The organism is Candidatus Caldatribacterium saccharofermentans (assembly GCF_050267035.1).
GTDB classification, from domain to species: domain Bacteria; phylum Atribacterota; class Atribacteria; order Atribacterales; family Caldatribacteriaceae; genus Caldatribacterium; species Caldatribacterium saccharofermentans.
Window position 1 is genome coordinate 178692 of record NZ_CP187957.1, and the last position, 16740, is coordinate 195431.

A 16740-nucleotide genomic window follows, 5' to 3' on the forward strand; every position below is an offset into this window, starting at 1 on the left:
TCAGAAAGAGAGCAGGATGTGCCAGATAAAGAGCCAGGGCCAGTACTCAATCTTCTCCCAGATTTCCCGAACGAGACCTTCGTCTCCCTGAACCACCGGAAAGTACGCCTTTGCCTCCTCCCAGGTCATGCATACGCCAGGATGCCCAAGAGCAAGGAAGTCCTTCTGCATGGGTCTCCCTCCTAATACTGCCCGTATTCACGGGTAAACTCGGTCATGGCCCGGACATTCTCAATCCTGGCATCGTCCTGAATAATCGCCCCTGCGTCCATGATGTACCCCCCATCCCGGGCCACCCCATCGATGAGCTTCTTGCAGTATGCCCGGACCTCCTCTGGCGTTCCCAGAGCAAGGAGGTCGTTGGGAAGCCCACCGCTGAGACAAAACCTATCCCCCAGAACACGGTGAACTCTGAAAATATCCCCCTTATCCACATGGTACACGATGCTCCCCGGAGGAAGCTCCCGGAAAGCCTCTAAGTGGTAATCCCAGTTGCCTTCAGCGTAAAACAGCACCTGGTGTCCCCTTTTCCAGAGTTCTTCAACCATCGGCTTCACTGTAGGCCAGTAAATTTTGCGGAAATGCTCAGGGTTGATGAAAGGGACACACCCCCGGTGCATCCAAAAGGCAATGGGGACGTTCTTTGTAGGATCCGCACCATCAAGGGCAATGCGGAAAAGGTGGGGCATGAGAGCCTCACAGGCAGCCAGGACCTTTTCCGGCCGTGCGTGGAGGTCGCTCACCAGGCCATAGTACCCTCGGAGTTTGTCGGCAAGAATATCCAGGGGGGCTTTCAGCATTCCGCTGATTGCAGCTACCGTTCCGCAGCGAGTGCGGAGCTCCTGAACCAGACCTCCCAGAGCGTTGAAGTACTCCACCATCGCCATGCCTCCCTTAAGGAGGGCAAGGTTATGTTCCCGGGTGACACCCTCACCAGAAGGTCGGACGAAGTGTGAAACCCTGGGGAGCCAGACGTTGAGGAGGTAATCGGTGGGGTTGGCAATAAGGAGGTCATATTCGTCAGGACGCATGAAGGCGCGCTCTTCAGGGGGTTCCTTGTACTGAAACGCCACGTTCTCTGGAAGGTCAAGCCCCGGAATCCCATAGTATTTGAGCCCTACAGCCTGCACAAGGCCAGTCCAGACGTAAATCATGTTCGGCACAACTGCATCCCAGTCGAAATCCTCAGCGCAACGGAGACAGGCTTCGAAGGCCACCCGGTAGTCGTGGGTCGCTGCTTGGATGCTCACCCTGGCATACTTTGCCACAAATTCGGCGACAAAAGGACGGATGGGAACCATATCGGGCTTGCCATTCCGGAGGGCAGTGGTGTACCGCTTCAGACAAGCCTGGTAGCGTTCCTCCTGGGTCACTTTTTTCTCCCTCCTTGAGTGTTTTTCTGAAGGTAGTATACCAGAAAGTTCCCCCAGGCATTCATCTACACCCGTACCACCTTTCCCCCGGGGACTTCCTGGACAAGTCCTTTCATCTCCAGTGTCAGAAGCACCTGGAAAAACTCCCCCTCTTCCCAGCCGGTGCGCTCCAGAAGTTCTTCCTTGAAAACCCCCACGTGGTCGATGTATGAGAAGAGCAACGCTTCTTTCTCGGAAAGGCACTCGCCCACCTCGGCGAGCTCCAGAGGTGCCGGGGCCGAGAACCCGAAAGCTTCCAGGATATCCTCAACCCGCTGTACCGGTTTTGCCCCCTGGGCAATCAGGGCGTTGGTCCCCTCACTCTGAGGGGAAAAGATGGGACCGGGAACAGCAAAAACCTCCCGCCCCATTTCCAGAGCAAAGTCTACGGTGATGAGCGCACCGCTTTTTCTCGGAGCCTCAACGACGAGAACTCCGCAGCTCAGGCCGCTGATAATCCTATTCCGGAGCGGAAAATACTCCGGACGGGGCCCAAAACCCGGTGGGTACTCGCTCACCAGTGCTCCTCCTCGACGAACAATCTCCCGGGCAAGAGGGAGATGTACTGCAGGGTAAATTCGACGAAGACCGCTCCCCAAAACCGCAATGGTGGGGCATTCCTCCTCCACAACGGCCCTCTGCGCCTCTCCATCAATGCCCACGGCAAGACCGCTCACCACAATCCATCCCGCTTTTGCCAGTTCCCGGGCGAAAAAGCGGGCGGCTTTCACTCCATAGGGCGTGGGGCGACGCGTGCCCACAATGGCGATGTACTTCTCATGCACGCTGAAAGAGAACTCTCCCTCGACGTAGAGGAGGAAAGGAGGATTGGAAAGGCTCCGTAAAAGAGCGGGATATGCAGGGCTATCCCAGGGAATCACGGCAATACCTTCCCGGACAGTGGCGGTATAAAGCTCGTGGGGCGAAAGCATCTTGCGAGCAGCAACAATACACCGGGCAAGGCGCTCTCCCACCACCTCCCGGAGGGCCTCAAAGGGTGCTTCCCATGAAGCAGCGGCACTCCCGAAAGTGCTCAGGAGTTTCCGAAAACGCACCGGACCGATACCTCGAACGTGGCTGAAAGCCACCCAAAAGGGGAGATCGTCACTCATAGCCTGCTCTGCCGATCCAGGAAACGATACTGAATAGCCTCGGCGATATGGGAAACCTCAATGCGGGCTTTCCCCTCAAGGTCGGCAATGGTGCGGGCAACCTTGAGAATCCGGTGATACGCTCGAGCGCTGAGGGAAAGGCTTTTCAGAGAGGCTTCGAGAAAACGCTTTGCTTCCTGAGAGAGTTCACAGAACCGCTTAATGTGACGGGACTTCATTTCGCCATTGAGCAGGATGCCCTCACCCCGAAACCGTTCCTTCTGGATTTCCCGAGCCTGCTTCACCCTCTCCCGCACCGCCCCAGAGGATTCTTCTTCCCGCTCCGAGAGGAGTTCGTGCACCCCAAGACGGGGAACCTCAACCTGGAGGTCAATCCGGTCAAGGAGAGGCCCTGAGAGCTTGCTCCGGTACCGGAGAATCTGCTGGTACGAACAGGTACAGGGGCGTTCCGCATCTCCCAGGTATCCGCAGGGACAGGGGTTGCACGCCAGCACAAGAAGGAAGCGGGCCGGGTAGGTCACGGTGGCGTTGACCCGGCTCACGGTAATCTTCCCAGTCTCCAGGGGTTCCCGAAGAGCTTCAAGGACATTGCGACGGAACTCCAGGACCTCGTCGAGGAAAAGCACACCGTGGTGGGCAAGGCTGATTTCTCCCGGTCGAGGCCACTGTCCCCCACCAATCAGAGCAACATCGGACACTGTATGGTGAGGCGCCCGGAAGGGAGGGGCAGTGATAAACGGGTGGTCCTCAGAGAGTAAACCGGCAACGCTATGGATTTTCGTTACCTCAATAGCCTGCTCTATGGTGAGCGGGGGAAGCAGTGAGGGGAGTTTTCGGGCCAGCATGGTCTTACCCGAGCCAGGTGGTCCGATGAACAGGAGATGGTGCCCTCCTGAGGCAGCAATTTCCAGCGCCCGCTTCCCCTGTCTCTGACCCTTGATCTCTGCAAGGTCCTCGTCAAAGGACGGAGAAGCAAGGTATTCTTCCCAGGACCGCTTCAGGGGCCTGAGTGTTCGCTGGCCTTCAAGGAAATCGCATACCTCACGAAGCGTACGAAAACCGAATACTTCGATACCTTCCACCACAGCACTCTCTTGAGCGTTAGCCAGAGGGAGGAGCATCCGGTATGGTTTCCCCTGGAGGGAGAGAAAGTGGGCCACGGGGAAAACCCCGTTGACCGGCCTGAGCTCTCCAGAAAGGGAGAGCTCTCCCAGGACAACGGTTCCCTCTAAAAGAGAACGGAGTTGCTTTGTGGCAAGGAGGATCCCCAGGGCAATTGGAAGGTCGAAGTCGCTCCCCGTTTTCTTCAGAAATGCCGGGGCGAGGTTTACAGTCACCCGCTGAGGGGGAAAGGCAAAACCGCTATTCTTCAGAGCACTCCGAACCCGTTCCCGGGCTTCCTGAACAGCAGTGTCGGGCAAGCCCACAATGTGGAAGGAGGGAAGCCCTGCACCGACGTCGACCTCGACTTCCACAAACCGGGCGTCAATACCAAAGCTCGTTGCGCTGAGCACCCGTGCCAGCACCATTCTCGCCTCCCTAGAAGGCTGAAGGGTAGTGGGAAATTCTGGGCTTCTTCCCCTCAAGATGCACCGTGATAACGTCAAAGCGAAAAGCGGTATCTTCGGGATTGTACCCGCGCTGCGTGAGGTAGAAGAGGGCGCTTCGCCGGATGCGCTCTTGCTTCTCTTCAGTAATTGCCTCCTCTGGCAATCCCGCTTTTGTGCTCTCTCGGGTTTTCACCTCAACAAACACCAGGCATGCTCCCTTCCGAGCGATAAGGTCGATCTCCCCAAAAGGAGAACGAAAGTTCTTTTCCAGGATCTCCGCTTTGAAAACGGTTCGCAACCACCGCTCTGCCAGGATTTCACCCTGTGTACCTTTCTTTCGCCTCTCCAAACTGCCCACAGAAAGACCTCCGGTGACACGGAGCAAGGCCAAACGCTCGAATGCGCTCAAAATGCAGCGCCGTCCCGTAGCCTTTGTGCTGGGAGAACCCGTATTCTGGGAAAAGTGGGTCATACCATTCCTCCATGATGCTGTCCCTCACAACCTTGGCCACTAAAGCGGCACAGGCCACAGCAAGACTCTGTTCTTCAGCTCTGGGAAGAGCAAGCACCGGGGTGAAGGACCAGGGAAGACGCACCCAGTCTACAATGAGATACTCGAAGCGCCCCGCAGCAATTGCCCGCCACGCTGCCTCGTACAACGCAAACTCATTGGCCCTCTGGATACCCACAAGATCGATCCACCGCTCGCTCACAATACTCAGACCGATGGCCACCGCTTCACGACAGATGATTTCAAAAAGTGCCTTTCGCCTTGTCGGGGAGATACGTTTGGAATCCGGAACGCTCTGGAGGGGGAAAGAAGGAGAGAGAACCACACAACCCGCTACAAGAGGCCCTGCCAGGGGCCCCCGACCGGCTTCATCCGCACCACCAACGTGATGGTATCCCGATCTCCACAGTCTGTGTTCAATGAAATCAGCGGAGGATGCGGACACGATGGGGTGGCCAGTAGACGAGAAAAGCCCTACCTAAGAGATTCTTTCGGGGAACATACCCCCAGAAACGACTGTCGTCACTGTTTTCGCTGTTGTCTCCCAGGACGAAGTAGTGTCCTTCCGGGACAACCTTTTCTCCCTGACCGTAGTACCCGGCACTGTAGTAAGTTCGGTTGAAGAGTTCCCCCGAAAGGGGAACCCCGTTGATGAGCACTTTCCCCCCGGTAATCTCGATCCGCTCTCCCGGAAGACCAACGATGCGCTTGATGAGGTTTTTCCGGTTATCAATCGGGTACCGGAAAACGACAATGTCCCCTCGCTGTGGCTCGGTGAACCGGTAAAGGAACTTGGCCACAAGCACTCGTTCTCCCGGAACCAGAGTGGGCTCCATCGAAGTGCTCGGGATGTAATACCCCTCCACCACAAAGTACCGAACAAGAAGGGCAATGACCAGGGCCCAGAGAACGGTTTCGACGAGTTCTCGCAAGGCGTTCTTCTTTTTAGACTTCGCGTCTCTCCTCAATACGCGACTCTTTGGCACTTTTCCCCCTCAGGTAGTAGAGCTTTGCCCGTCTGACCTTCCCGCGTCGCAGAACCTCAATGCGCTCAATCCGGGGAGAATAAAGAGGGAAGATGCGCTCCACGCCAACGCCAAAGGAGACTTTTCGCACCGTGAAGGTCCGGTTAACCCCAGAACCCCGTACCGCAATGACCAGACCCTCAAAGGGCTGAATGCGCTCTCTGTCTCCCTCGATGACCTTGAAGTGCACGCGTACGGTATCTCCAGGGGCGATTTCGGGAACCTCTGTGTCGTCTTTGATAAAGCTTCCTTCAACCGCTCGCAGGATCCTTGCTCTATCCATGGAAACCTCCTCCTCAGGCCAGAGAAAAATCTCGGAATACTATACCACGCCTTTTCTCCTTTCGCAAGGAGGATGGAGCGCAGGGTGCTGAAAAAGGTCTGGACGCACTTTTCTGGCTTTTTCCAGAGCCTTCTCTTTCCGCCACTTCTCGATAAGCGCATGATTGCCAGAAAGCAGGACCTCGGGCACCGCAAGGCCACAGAATACCCGGGGTCGGGTATACTGCGGTGGACCAAAAACCCACTCCGAAAAGGAATCATACCGCAGGGATTCCTCATCCCCCAAGACTCCAGGGATAAGGCGCGCCACCGCTTCCACGATGACAAGCGCAGGGAGTTCTCCTCCGGAGAGGACGTAGTCTCCAATGGAAATTTCCCGTGCCCCGGTAATCTCTATCACCCGCTCGTCAATGCCCTGGTAACGACCGCAGAGAATGAGGAGGTGGTTTTTCGCCGCTAGTTCCCGGGCAATGCTTTGGGTGAACAGTTCTCCCTGGGGACTTGTGACAATCACCAGGGGCTGGCTCTGCGTGTACTCGCTGATAAAGCGTACGGCCCGAACCAGGGGTTCGGGTTTCAGGACCATGCCTGGGCCTCCCCCAAAGGGGTAGTCGTCAACCGTTCGGTAACGATCCTGAGAGAAACTCCGCAGGTTGTGGACTTTGATGAATACCAGTCCTCTCTCTTGGGCTTTTCCCAGAATGGAAGCAGCAAGGTACGGCCGGATGGCCTCGGGAAAGAGGGTAACGATGTCGATGCGAAGCTTCATTCCCAGAACCCCTCGGGGCAGGAGACCTCAAGAAACCCCTCCTCAGGGCGGACAGCCACCACAAAGGCAGAAACAAAGGGCAGGAAGAACTCCCGTCCTTCAGCGTCTTTGACAAGGAGGTAATCGTAAAGTGCCATGGGGATAACCGCATCCACCACGCCACGACGTGTGCCGCGTTCCCAGACCTCAAGACCTACCAATTCAAAGTGGTAGAAATGGCCAGAGGGGAGAGGTGGAACATCCTCCCTGGGGATGGCGAGAAAGAGGCTCCGGAGCATTTCCGCTTCCTGGCGCGAAGTGACTCCCCGGAAACGGAGGAGGAGAAAATTCCCGCGCCAGGCCACATCCTCCACTACTCTCTCGACAAAGGCCCCCTGGGGAGAACCAACAAGAAACACTGCCCCCCGCACAAAACGCTCAGAAAAATCCGTCAGCGGGAGCACCCGAACCCAGCCCTTCAACCCATGGGGTGCGGTAATCCTCCCCACGAAGACCCGTTCAATATGGCGAGGCACACAAGCCCCTCCCTATTCCAGAATCTCCACCACCGCTTTCGTTCCCCTCTTTGCTGAAGCAGCTTTGACGATGGTGCGGAGAGCTCGGGCCACTCTTCCCTGCTTGCCGATGATTTTTCCAGTATCAGAAGGCGCCACCCGCACCTCGTACACAACTGATTTCTCACCCTTCACTTCGGTTACGCTCACCTTCTCAGGTTCGTCGACGAGAGAACGAACCAGAAACTCCAAAAGCTCCTTCACTGGGCTTCAGCTCCCTCGGGCTTTTTTGCTTTTTTCAAAAGTGCCCGAACCCCATCCGAAACCTGAGCACCCTGGGAAATCCAGTACTCGACGCGATCCCACTTCACGGCCTCAAGAGGGGACTCAGCAAGGGGCGAATAGATGCCGAGGACCTCGAGGGGCTTCCCATTCCGTGCCTCCCGAGAGTCCATTGCCACAATACGATACTGAGGAGCATGCCTTCTCCCAACACGGGCAAGACGGATCCGTACTGCCATGAATGGACACTCCTTTCTTTCAGAATCCAAAACCGAAAAATCCTTTTTTTCTGGCAAAGGGCAATACCTGCCCTTTTTTCATTTTCTTCCAGAGCTTGCGAATCTCCTCAAACTCTCTCAGGAGACGGTTGACCTCCTGAACGGTTGTCCCGCTTCCCTGGGCAATGCGCCGTTTCCGAGAGGCATTGATAATCCCGGGATTCCGGCGCTCCTCCTTGGTCATGGAGAGAATAATGGCCTCAGTACGCTTCAGGTTCCTCTCTCCATCAACCTGGGAGAAGATTCCCCGAAATGAAGTGGGAAGCATGTTCACGATGTCTTCAAAAGAACCAACCCGGCGAAGGCGACGGAGTTCCTCGAGGAAATCCTCAAGGGTGAACTCTTCCTTCGTCACCTGCTGTTCCAGCTTCCTGCGCTCTTCCTCAGTGATGGCTCGCTCGATCTTCTCGATGAGGCTCAGGGTATCGCCCATGCCAAGGATGCGGCTGGCCATCCGCTCAGGATGGAAAACCTCAAGCTGGTTGAGCTTTTCCCCAACCCCAATGAGTTTCACCGGCCAGCCAGTCTGCGCCACAATGGACAGCACCGCACCTCCACGAGCATCAGTATCGACCTTGGTGAGGATAATGCCCGTAGGGTGCACCCATTCCCGGAACCTCTCGGCAACCCGAACAGCTTCCTGACCGGTTGTGGCATCAAGAACCAGGAGAATTTCGTGGAACTCTTCGCTCTGCGTGAGCCTTTGGAGTTCCTGGAGGAGCTCCTCCTCCACATGGAGCCGCCCCGCAGTATCCACCAAAACCACGTCCCTCCCTTTCTCCCGGGCATACCGTCGTGCTGCCTGGACGACCTCAAGGGGATGCTGCGCTGAAGGAAGGTCGAAGAAATCCAGTCCGGCCGAAGAAGCAAGGATCCTCAACTGTTCCCGCGCTGCCGGCCGCCGTGTATCCGTGGAGGTCAGAACGGGAAAGTAGTGGCGCTGCTTCAGGAAGAGCCCGAGCTTCCCGCATGTTGTTGTCTTCCCCGACCCCTGCAGACCCACGAGAAGGAAAAGCGCAGGAGTCACCGGAGGAACGTGGAGGTCTTTTGCTCCACCCCCGAGAATCTGCCGGATCTCGTCCCAGAGAATCTTTATGACCATCTCTGCAGGGGTGACACTTTCCAGCACCTCTCGCCCAACCGCCCGCTCCCGTACCCGGGCAATGAGGTCCTTCACCACCCGGTAATGGACGTCAGACTCAAGAAGCACAAGGCGCAAGTCTCGCAGGGCCTCATCGACCTCTTCTGCCGTGAGGCGGCCCTTCCCTCTGAGCTTCTTAAAAACCCCAGCAAACTTCTCCGTGAGCTGTTCGAACACGCGATCCACCACGCTCCTCAGAATACATAGATGATACCCGTGACCCGGGGGTGTGTCAAGGAAAGCCGTTACGAAACAAGCGCGCGGACAAATTCGTGGGCCTCAAAGGGAATGAGGTCCTCGATACCTTCACCAACTCCGAGGTACTTCACGGGAAGGCCGAACTCCTTCCGGACCCGAAAGAGGATTCCCCCTTTGGCCTGGCTATCCCACTTCGTGAGAATAACCCCTGTGAGCGGCACCACTCGGGTAATGGACTCCACCTGGGCGAAGGCGTTCTGGCCAGCCAGGGCGTCAAGGACCAGGAGGTGTTCCACTTGCTCATCAGGGAGGAACCGGCGAATGACCCGGGACACCTTCTCAAGTTCTGCCAGGAGATTCTTGTTGACATGGGAACGCCCTGCGGTATCCACGATTGCCAGAGTTTCGTTCTCCTTGAGCGCTGACTGGAGGCCGTCGTACACCACCGCTGCCGGATCAGCCCCCTGAGACCCCCGGAAGAATCGACATCCTGCCCGACGTGCCCAGATTTCGAGTTGCTCATTCGCTGCCGCCCGGAAGGTGTCGGCGCCAATAAGGACCACCCGCTCTCCCCTTTCTCTGGCAAGGTAGGCGAGTTTCCCTGCGGTGGTGGTCTTCCCCACACCGTTGATGCCCACAAGGAAGATGGTCTTGAGAGCTTCAGGATTTGCCCGAGGAAAGAGCAGGTGTTCTCCCTCCTCGAAGAAGGCTACAAGCTTCCTATATAGCCATTCCTCCCAGCTCGTATCCTCCCGGGACTGTTCCTTTAAACGGCGAAATTCTTCGACAATTTCCACCGCAAGCGCCGGACCGATATCGGCACTGATGAGCATCTCTTCCAACTCCTCCCACTCCTCAGGCCGGACGCTCTTCTGGGACCAGAGCTCCCTCAGCCGCTCCTTGACCTCACCCGTAATACGCCCTATCCCCTGGAGCAATCGTTTCCACAGCCCCTTCTCCACGCTATCTTCCCTCCAGAGAAAACTCCTGCGCCTGTGCAATACCCTCGCAAAGGAGCACCCGGGATACCCCAGGCTCGCTCATGGTGACCCCAAGAATCCGATCCGCGACCTCCATGACCTCTTCCTTGTGCGTTACCACCACAACCTGCCGGGATGCAGAAAACTCCCGGAGAATCTGGGCGAGAAGTACACTGTTTGTATGATCGAGATTGGCGTCGATTTCGTCGAAAAAGCACATCTTCGCCCCACCAGCCTCAAAGCAAGCACAAAGGAAACACAGCGCCACCAGGGTCCGCTCTCCACTTGAAAGTAGCGCCACCCCCTGCCTCTTCTTCCCTGGAATCTGCACCTCAAGTTGAACGCCGTCGCGAACAACAAGAGAAGCCTCCCCCCTGGGGAATACCTGCTGAAAATACCGTCCAAAGGCTACCTGGGCATTCTGGAGGAAGGAAAGAAAAGTCTGCTCCACTTCACGCTCGAGTTTCTGTAGCTCTTTTCGAACAAGTCCGAGGAGACTCTGAAAAAAAGCATCCTGCCTCTGCAAGTCCCTTTCCCGGTCCTCAAGCTCCTGGTACTCTTCGATGGCGCCCCGCCGGACACGTTCGCCAAGGAGCGCCTGACGTTCCCGCTCAAGGAAAGCTCCAAGCTCCTGAAGGCTCATGGCTTCAAGCTCCTCTGGCACAGCACAGGCAACATCGTCCAGGGCCTCCAGGGCAGTCTTTGTACGAACAATTTCCTCGGAAAGTCGCTGTTTCTCAAATCGGAGTCTTTCCTGCTCCCGAATCCATCGCTCTTTCTGACGCTCAAGCATCCTCTCTTCCTGCCGCTTTGCTTCCACATCCGCTTGCAGAGACTGCATCATCTTCTCCCGATCAGCAAGCAGGGCCTCCGCCGCCGCCAAAGCGCGGAAAGCATCCTGAAGAACCCCGGCACATTTACTGAGTTCCCCCAGTAACAGCTTAAGCGTCGTCTCGCTTTCCCGGAACCTCCGGAGAAGCTCGGCCCCCCTTTTGCGCATTCCGTGAACTTCCCAGAGAAGCTGTTCCCGTATCCGTTTTTTCTCTTCCTCATGCCGCTTCCACTCCCTGACCTTTCCCAGGGCTTTCCTTGCCCGGGTAAGGGTAACCTCAAGGGCATGCATACTCCTCTCAAGGTCCTGGAGCTTCCCCCGAATCCTCTCCCGTTCCGCTAAAAGACGCGCGCGCTCTTCCCCAAGATGATTGAGGACCCTCTGCAGCTCTCCCCGCCGCGTATTCCTCTCGAGGCAACGCTCCCGCCACTTGACGACACGAAGCTCCAGCGCTCTCAAGTGCTTTTCGAGGTCCTGTTTCTTCTCGGAGATTGCCACAAGGGTCCCTTCGAGCTCTTTCATGCGGCGTTCAAAAAGGCGCTCCCGCCGCTCCCAGCTTTTGAGGAAACGACCTCGATGAGCCAGTCGCCGGGGGAGCACAAGCAACCCTCCCCGAAGGAGCAGAGCACTGCCATCAGACGCCACAAGGTGCTTGGGAGACTCCACACCGTACACGAAGCGTCCAAGGATTTCGTCTCTCCTCACCACTTCCCAGGCTGACGACCAGGGTGGGAGGGCATCTCGACGCATTGTCCATGTCCCCACCTCAAGTGCCTCGCTATCCTGGAAAATCTGGATTTCTGAGAGCAAACCAAAAATGGCATGAACCGCCCGTTGCGGCCATCCCTGAGCAAGAAGACCCTCCTGCATGGCCTGGGAAAACTCCAGCGCGGCCCCCCAGAGGCCGACCTGCTTCCGTCTCTTCCGAATCCGCGAAAGACCTTCCCGAACCCGGGCAAGTGTCTGGAGAATCCTTTCCTGGTCCTGCGCTAATTCCTCCTTCTCGTTCTTTTTCTGCAGCACGTCTTTTTCAGCACTGGAGAGAAGACGCTCAAGCTGAATGAGCTCCTGTTCGAGCTCCTGGATGAGCTTCTCAGCGCGTTTCTTCTCCTGCGCCACCCTCTCCAGAGAGGCCTCACAGCGAGCAAGCTCCTCCCGGAGACACTGTTGTTCTTCCCTCCGGGCCTGAAGGATGCCTTCTTCCCCTTCCAGAAAACGCCCAATGACCGCTTCTATCCTGCTCAAACGCTCCGTACCCTCCGGCAAGACTGTGCCAGAAGCCTGTACCCTCTCCTCAAGACAGCGACTTTCTTCAAGAAACCTCATTGCCTCCTCTTCAAGGGCAAGAAGGGCTCGCTTTCGTTCCCGAATCTGGGTGAGGAGTCGGTAGAGTTCCTGAAGACCCTCGGTTACTCGATGCCTCTTCTCTTCCACCGCATGGCGCAGGCAACGAACCTCCTCCTGGATCACGAGAAGCTGTTGCTCTCCTTTTTCTACCTCATGCACTCCTTCCAGAGCAGAAAGACGGCAAATCTCGCGCTCGCAGCGATCTTCCTCTGCCTCAAGTGCTTCCAGCTTCTTCCCAAGCTGAGCGAGAAGCCGCTCAAGATACACCCTCTGAGCACCCTGCCACTGCCTTTCCCGCACAAGGTACGCCCTCTCCCTCTCCGCCCATTCAGCCACACGCTCTTTCTGGAAGGAGAGTTCCTTGAGGCGCTCTTGGAAACGCTTTGCCTCTTCTGTTGTTTCCCGGAGCATCTGGGAGAGACGGGAAAGACGCGTCCGTGCTTCACAAGTTCCGCTGGCTTCCTCGAGCCAGCGCAGACGTTCCAGAGGGCTCAGGTCGGCAAGGGCATGGAGATCTCGGTTCGTAACAAAGCCAACCTCAAGACGGGTCAAAGAAAGACCCAAGGTTTGCAGCTTTTGACGAAGGTCCCCAAAACGTACCCGGGTACCCTGGAAAAAGTACTCGGTGTCTCCAGAGGCAAAAGACCGTTTTTCAATCCGAAAAGGGGGCACTTCTTCCCCCACAAAGAGGAGCTCCACCGAGGCCATGCTCACCGGCCGGTGGACGGATGAACCGTGAAAGAGCACCTCTTTCCCCCCGGCACTCCGCACTTCCTTTCGGTCTCCCAGAACCCACCGCAGAGCATCGAGGAGGTTGCTCTTCCCAGAGCCATTGGGACCGACGACAACATTGAGCCCCGGTACAAGGTCCACCGTCACAGGGTGGGCGAAAGACTTGAAACCCTGAAGAGTGATCTCCTTCAGATACATTGACTATCCCTGGAACCCCTGCTCTCCTCCATGATTCGTTCCCAGGCCCGCCGGGCCGCTTCCTGCTCCGCCCGTTTCTTGCTCTTTCCCTCGCCCCTCGCGACCACCCGACCCTGGATTTTCACCACAACCTGGTACGAAGAATTCCCTCCTGTCGTGACAATCTCGTACTCCGGAAGACAGGAAAAGTACTGCAAGCACCACCGCTGGAGCAAACCCTTGTAATTGACCGAGAGAAAGGCGAATTCCACCCCTTCCTCGTCGCAGAAAATCCCTGAAAGGACCTCCCGGGTACGCTCATACGAGAGAGAGTCCACAAAGATTGCGCCAGCTAAAGCCTCAAAGGCGCTGGAGAGAATGGAATCTTTCTCCCGCCCCCCACTGCGTTCTTCACCACGTCCAAGCTCGATAAACTGCTCAAGACCGATTTTCCGGGCCAGATACGCCAGACACTCTTCACTTGCCCATTTTGCCTTCATAAGGGAGAGCCAGCTCCGGGGCCGATCGTAGTTCTGGAAGAGGTAGTCAGTGATAAAAAGACCGATCACCGCATCTCCCAGCCACTCGAGTCGGTCGTTGCAGGCCCCGGCCTTGCCCTCCAGGGCCGATTTGTGCCGGAGCGCTGTGCGGAGAATTTCTGGATTTCGAAAAGAATACCGGATCCGCTTTTCTAACTCTGAGAGGTCCCTCTCTGGCGCAGGCATTGAAGAGCGTCAGCGGATCTTGGACTCGATGTATTCTACAGCTTCCCCAACAGTGGTGATTTTCTCTGCGTCTTCGTCAGGAATTTCGATGTCGAACTCCTCCTCAAACGCCATGATGAGTTCCACAATGTCGAGGGAGTCTGCTCCCAGATCATCGACAAAAGAGGCATCGGGAGTGACGTCTTCCTCATCCACGCCAAGCTGGTCCACAATAATTTCCTTCACCTTGGAGAAAACGTCCATACGCACACCTCCCAAAAGGTTTTTTTAAGCCATGAAGAGTCCGCCATTGATGTGAACGGTCTGGCCTGTAATGTAACCGGCAGCCTGGGAAGCCAGAAAAGCAACAAGCTGCGCTACTTCCTCCGGTTCGCCCCACCTCCTCATTGGTACCTGCTGCAACCACATCTCGCGTACCTCCTCAGGGAGCCTCCGGGTCATCTCCGTGTTGATGAAACCGGGAGCAATGGCGTTAACGGTAATCCCAAGGGGTGCTACCTCTCGCGCCAGGGACTTGGTGAAACCTAAAAGAGCAGCCTTTGCCGTGGCATAGTTGGTTTGGCCAGCGTTTCCCATAATCCCCACAACCGAGGAGATGTTAATAATGCGGCCGTAGCGTTGCTTCATCATATACCGGAGAACCTCTTTGGTACAATTGTATGTCCCCTGGAGGCAAACATCAAGAACCGCCTTCCAGTCCTCGTCCTTCATCCGGACAAAGAGAGCATCTCTGGTAATACCGGCATTGTTCACCAGAATGTCGATGTGCCCCCATCTTGCGATGATGTCCTCCACCATTGCCCGAATCTCCTCCCGCACCGTCACATCAGCCACATACCCCTGAGCCTCTATGCCCTCCTGGCGCAGAACCTCAACAGCCTCACGGAGTTCCTCTTCAGGTCCAACATCGTTCAGCGCTACGAAAGCTCCACCGAGCCCAAGGGTTCTTGCAATGGCAAAGCCAATCCCTCTCCGGGCACCGGTCACAAGCGCAACCTTCCCTGTAAAGCTCATTGTACTTCCCTCACCTCACTCACAGCAATCTGCAAACGCCTGGGGGAAAAGGTCGGGAAAACAGAAACTTCAGGATGTTCCCGCTCAAAGAGCTTCGAAAGCACCATCCCGGGACCCACCTCCAGGGCCTTCCGCACACCTTCCCCACAGAGGACATCCATAATATCCTTCCAGCGAACCGGCGCAACGAGCTGCTCCACAAGGAGGTCCCGAATCCTTCCTGGATCGCGCTCAAAGGCAGCCGTCACGTTGCTCAGGTAGGGATAACGGGGCGGACGGATGGTGACCCCCTCGAGGACCCGGGCAAAGGCTTCCCGAGCTTTCTCCATGAAACTGGAATGGAACGGAGCACTCACACGGAGCTCCATGGCTTTCTTTCCTCGCCTGCTGACCTCCTCAAGGACTCGGGGAAGCAGCGATTTTTCGAGAGAGAGCACAACCTGGTCTGAGGAGTTGATATTGGCAATCTCGACCTTCCCCTCTCCCCTGAGCACATCTACTATCTCCTGGACTTCTGACAGGGAAAGGCCCAGGACGGCCACCATGGTTCCCTCCCCTAAGGGAGAGGCCTCTTGCATAATTTCCCCACGCCGCCGCACCAGGTACACAGCCTCGTCGAAATCGAAACTCCCCGCACAAAAAAGAGCCGAATACTCCCCAAGGCTGTGCCCCGCTACCACGTCAGGAACAAGAGGAATTTTTCGCAAAAGAAGTGCACTGAAAGTGAGAATAGCTGGCTGGCTGTTTTTCGTGAGGTTCAGCTCCTCCTCAGGCCCTTCAAGGCTCAGCCGGAGCAGATCAACCCCACAGATGCGGCTGGCCTGCCCGAAGAGTTCCTCCACCAGAGGGGCATCCTCTTCGAGCCACTCCCGCAGCATGCCCACCTTCTGAGAACCTTGACCCGGAAAGAGGAAGGCTACTTTCATGAATCCCCCACCCGCTTCAGCCGCTCGAGGGTTGCCCAGAATTCCTGCATAATGTCCTCTATGACTTTTCGAACGGGTTTCAGGTCGCGAATGAGACCCGCCACCTGACCACACATAACGGATCCTTCTTCCACATTCCCACAAACCGCGGCTTCTCTCAGCTTTCCTACCCCAAGGGCCTCCACAACCTCTCGGGGGGCACCGCTGAATTCAAGCTCCTCGAATTTCCGGGTAAGGCGATTCCTGAGACACCGCACCGGATGACCGGTAGAAAGACCGGTGACGACCGTCGAACGATCGTGGGCTTTAAGGATTGCTTCCTTGTACGCCGGGTGGACCTCACACTCTTCGGTACAGATAAAACGCGTCCCAAGCTGTACCCCTTCTGCTCCAAGGGCGAAGCAGGCCGCCATACCCCGCCCGTCACCAATGCCTCCTGCTGCGATGACCGGGACTCTGACGGCATCCACCACCTGAGGCACAAGGCACAGAGTGCTTATCTCTCCTACATGACCGCCCGACTCGTTTCCCTCGGCGATGATGGCCTGAACACCATACCGCTCAAGCCTCCTGGCCAAAGCAACAGAAGCCACAACGGGGATGAGGATGATTCCCAGACGGGCGAACTCCTCCACCAGAGGACCGGGATTCCCTGCACCGGTGGTAACTACCGGAACCCGCTCTTCCCTCACCACCCGTACCTGGTCCTCAATGTGGGGAGAAAGGAGCATGAGGTTCACCCCGAAGGGTCGATCCGTAAGGGAACGAACGCGTCGGATCTCCTCCCGGAGTTCCTCTCCGGTCATCCCCCCCGAGCCAATGATACCCAGTCCTCCAGCTTCTGAAACCGCAGCCACCAGGGGAGCCGTCGCCACCCAGGCCATACCCCCCTGGAGGATAGGGTACTGAATGCCAAGAAGTTCCGTGACTCTGGTTCTCATGGTTCACCCTTT

The 16740-nt window shown here is 56.7% G+C and carries 20 protein-coding genes; all 20 read right to left on the reverse strand.

What is annotated here, in order from left to right; genetic code table 11:
- The gene (locus ACPT9Q_RS00980; protein ID WP_017872182.1) at nucleotides 1-171 is read right to left on the reverse strand and encodes a hypothetical protein; all 171 of its coding nucleotides are present in this window, start codon (nucleotides 169-171) and stop codon (nucleotides 1-3) included.
- 11 nt (nucleotides 172-182) lie between these two features.
- On the reverse strand, nucleotides 183-1373 hold the full coding sequence (locus ACPT9Q_RS00985) for a uroporphyrinogen decarboxylase family protein (RefSeq protein ID WP_427366009.1): 1191 nt from the start codon (nucleotides 1371-1373) through the stop codon (nucleotides 183-185).
- A 65-nt stretch (nucleotides 1374-1438) separates the two neighbouring features.
- On the reverse strand, nucleotides 1439-2524 hold the full coding sequence (gene dprA / locus ACPT9Q_RS00990) for a DNA-processing protein DprA (protein WP_427366010.1): 1086 nt from the start codon (nucleotides 2522-2524) through the stop codon (nucleotides 1439-1441).
- Entirely contained in the window at nucleotides 2521-4050 is a 1530-nt protein-coding gene (locus tag ACPT9Q_RS00995; protein WP_427366692.1) for a YifB family Mg chelatase-like AAA ATPase, read from the reverse strand. Before ACPT9Q_RS00995 ends, dprA begins: the two co-directional genes overlap by 4 nt.
- Nucleotides 4051-4063: 13 nt before the next feature.
- Nucleotides 4064-4432 (reverse strand): YraN family protein, encoded by a 369-nt coding sequence (locus ACPT9Q_RS01000; protein ID WP_017872186.1) that lies wholly within the window; start codon nucleotides 4430-4432, stop codon nucleotides 4064-4066.
- Nucleotides 4392-4910 (reverse strand): hypothetical protein, encoded by a 519-nt coding sequence (locus ACPT9Q_RS01005; RefSeq protein WP_017872187.1) that lies wholly within the window; start codon nucleotides 4908-4910, stop codon nucleotides 4392-4394. Before ACPT9Q_RS01005 ends, ACPT9Q_RS01000 begins: the two co-directional genes overlap by 41 nt.
- A 100-nt stretch (nucleotides 4911-5010) precedes the next feature.
- Complete coding sequence (gene lepB / locus ACPT9Q_RS01010; RefSeq protein ID WP_017872188.1) at nucleotides 5011-5517, reverse strand: signal peptidase I; 507 nt, start codon at nucleotides 5515-5517, stop codon at nucleotides 5011-5013.
- A gap of 13 nt (nucleotides 5518-5530) precedes the next feature.
- Nucleotides 5531-5893, reverse strand: coding sequence for a 50S ribosomal protein L19 (gene rplS / locus ACPT9Q_RS01015; protein ID WP_017872189.1), 363 nt, complete (start codon nucleotides 5891-5893; stop codon nucleotides 5531-5533).
- Between the two features lie 39 nt (nucleotides 5894-5932).
- Nucleotides 5933-6661, reverse strand: coding sequence for a tRNA (guanosine(37)-N1)-methyltransferase TrmD (trmD, locus tag ACPT9Q_RS01020; protein ID WP_017872190.1), 729 nt, complete (start codon nucleotides 6659-6661; stop codon nucleotides 5933-5935).
- Nucleotides 6658-7176, reverse strand: coding sequence for a ribosome maturation factor RimM (gene rimM, locus ACPT9Q_RS01025; protein WP_017872191.1), 519 nt, complete (start codon nucleotides 7174-7176; stop codon nucleotides 6658-6660). Before rimM ends, trmD begins: the two co-directional genes overlap by 4 nt.
- Before the next feature lie 12 nt (nucleotides 7177-7188).
- Nucleotides 7189-7419: a KH domain-containing protein gene (locus ACPT9Q_RS01030; RefSeq protein ID WP_017872192.1), complete on the reverse strand. Its 231-nt coding sequence runs from the start codon at nucleotides 7417-7419 to the stop codon at nucleotides 7189-7191.
- Nucleotides 7416-7676, reverse strand: coding sequence for a 30S ribosomal protein S16 (gene rpsP, locus ACPT9Q_RS01035; protein WP_017872193.1), 261 nt, complete (start codon nucleotides 7674-7676; stop codon nucleotides 7416-7418). The genes ACPT9Q_RS01030 and rpsP overlap by 4 nt, the downstream gene beginning before the upstream one ends.
- 19 nt (nucleotides 7677-7695) lie before the next feature.
- Complete coding sequence (gene ffh / locus ACPT9Q_RS01040) at nucleotides 7696-9042, reverse strand: signal recognition particle protein (RefSeq protein WP_427366694.1); 1347 nt, start codon at nucleotides 9040-9042, stop codon at nucleotides 7696-7698.
- Between the two features lie 59 nt (nucleotides 9043-9101).
- Nucleotides 9102-10016, reverse strand: a complete 915-nt coding sequence (gene ftsY, locus ACPT9Q_RS01045; protein ID WP_017872195.1) for a signal recognition particle-docking protein FtsY — start codon at nucleotides 10014-10016, stop codon at nucleotides 9102-9104.
- Between the two features lies 1 nt (nucleotide 10017).
- Nucleotides 10018-13143: an AAA family ATPase gene (locus ACPT9Q_RS01050; RefSeq protein WP_017872196.1), complete on the reverse strand. Its 3126-nt coding sequence runs from the start codon at nucleotides 13141-13143 to the stop codon at nucleotides 10018-10020.
- On the reverse strand, nucleotides 13134-13847 hold the full coding sequence (gene rnc, locus ACPT9Q_RS01055) for a ribonuclease III (RefSeq protein ID WP_017872197.1): 714 nt from the start codon (nucleotides 13845-13847) through the stop codon (nucleotides 13134-13136). Before rnc ends, ACPT9Q_RS01050 begins: the two co-directional genes overlap by 10 nt.
- A 9-nt stretch (nucleotides 13848-13856) precedes the next feature.
- Nucleotides 13857-14090, reverse strand: a complete 234-nt coding sequence (locus ACPT9Q_RS01060; protein WP_017872198.1) for an acyl carrier protein — start codon at nucleotides 14088-14090, stop codon at nucleotides 13857-13859.
- Between the two features lie 24 nt (nucleotides 14091-14114).
- Nucleotides 14115-14861, reverse strand: coding sequence for a 3-oxoacyl-[acyl-carrier-protein] reductase (fabG, locus tag ACPT9Q_RS01065; RefSeq protein ID WP_017872199.1), 747 nt, complete (start codon nucleotides 14859-14861; stop codon nucleotides 14115-14117).
- On the reverse strand, nucleotides 14858-15787 hold the full coding sequence (fabD, locus tag ACPT9Q_RS01070) for an ACP S-malonyltransferase (RefSeq protein WP_017872200.1): 930 nt from the start codon (nucleotides 15785-15787) through the stop codon (nucleotides 14858-14860). Before fabD ends, fabG begins: the two co-directional genes overlap by 4 nt.
- Nucleotides 15784-16728 (reverse strand): enoyl-[acyl-carrier-protein] reductase FabK, encoded by a 945-nt coding sequence (gene fabK / locus ACPT9Q_RS01075; protein ID WP_427366011.1) that lies wholly within the window; start codon nucleotides 16726-16728, stop codon nucleotides 15784-15786. Before fabK ends, fabD begins: the two co-directional genes overlap by 4 nt.
- Nucleotides 16729-16740: the final 12 nt, after the last annotated feature.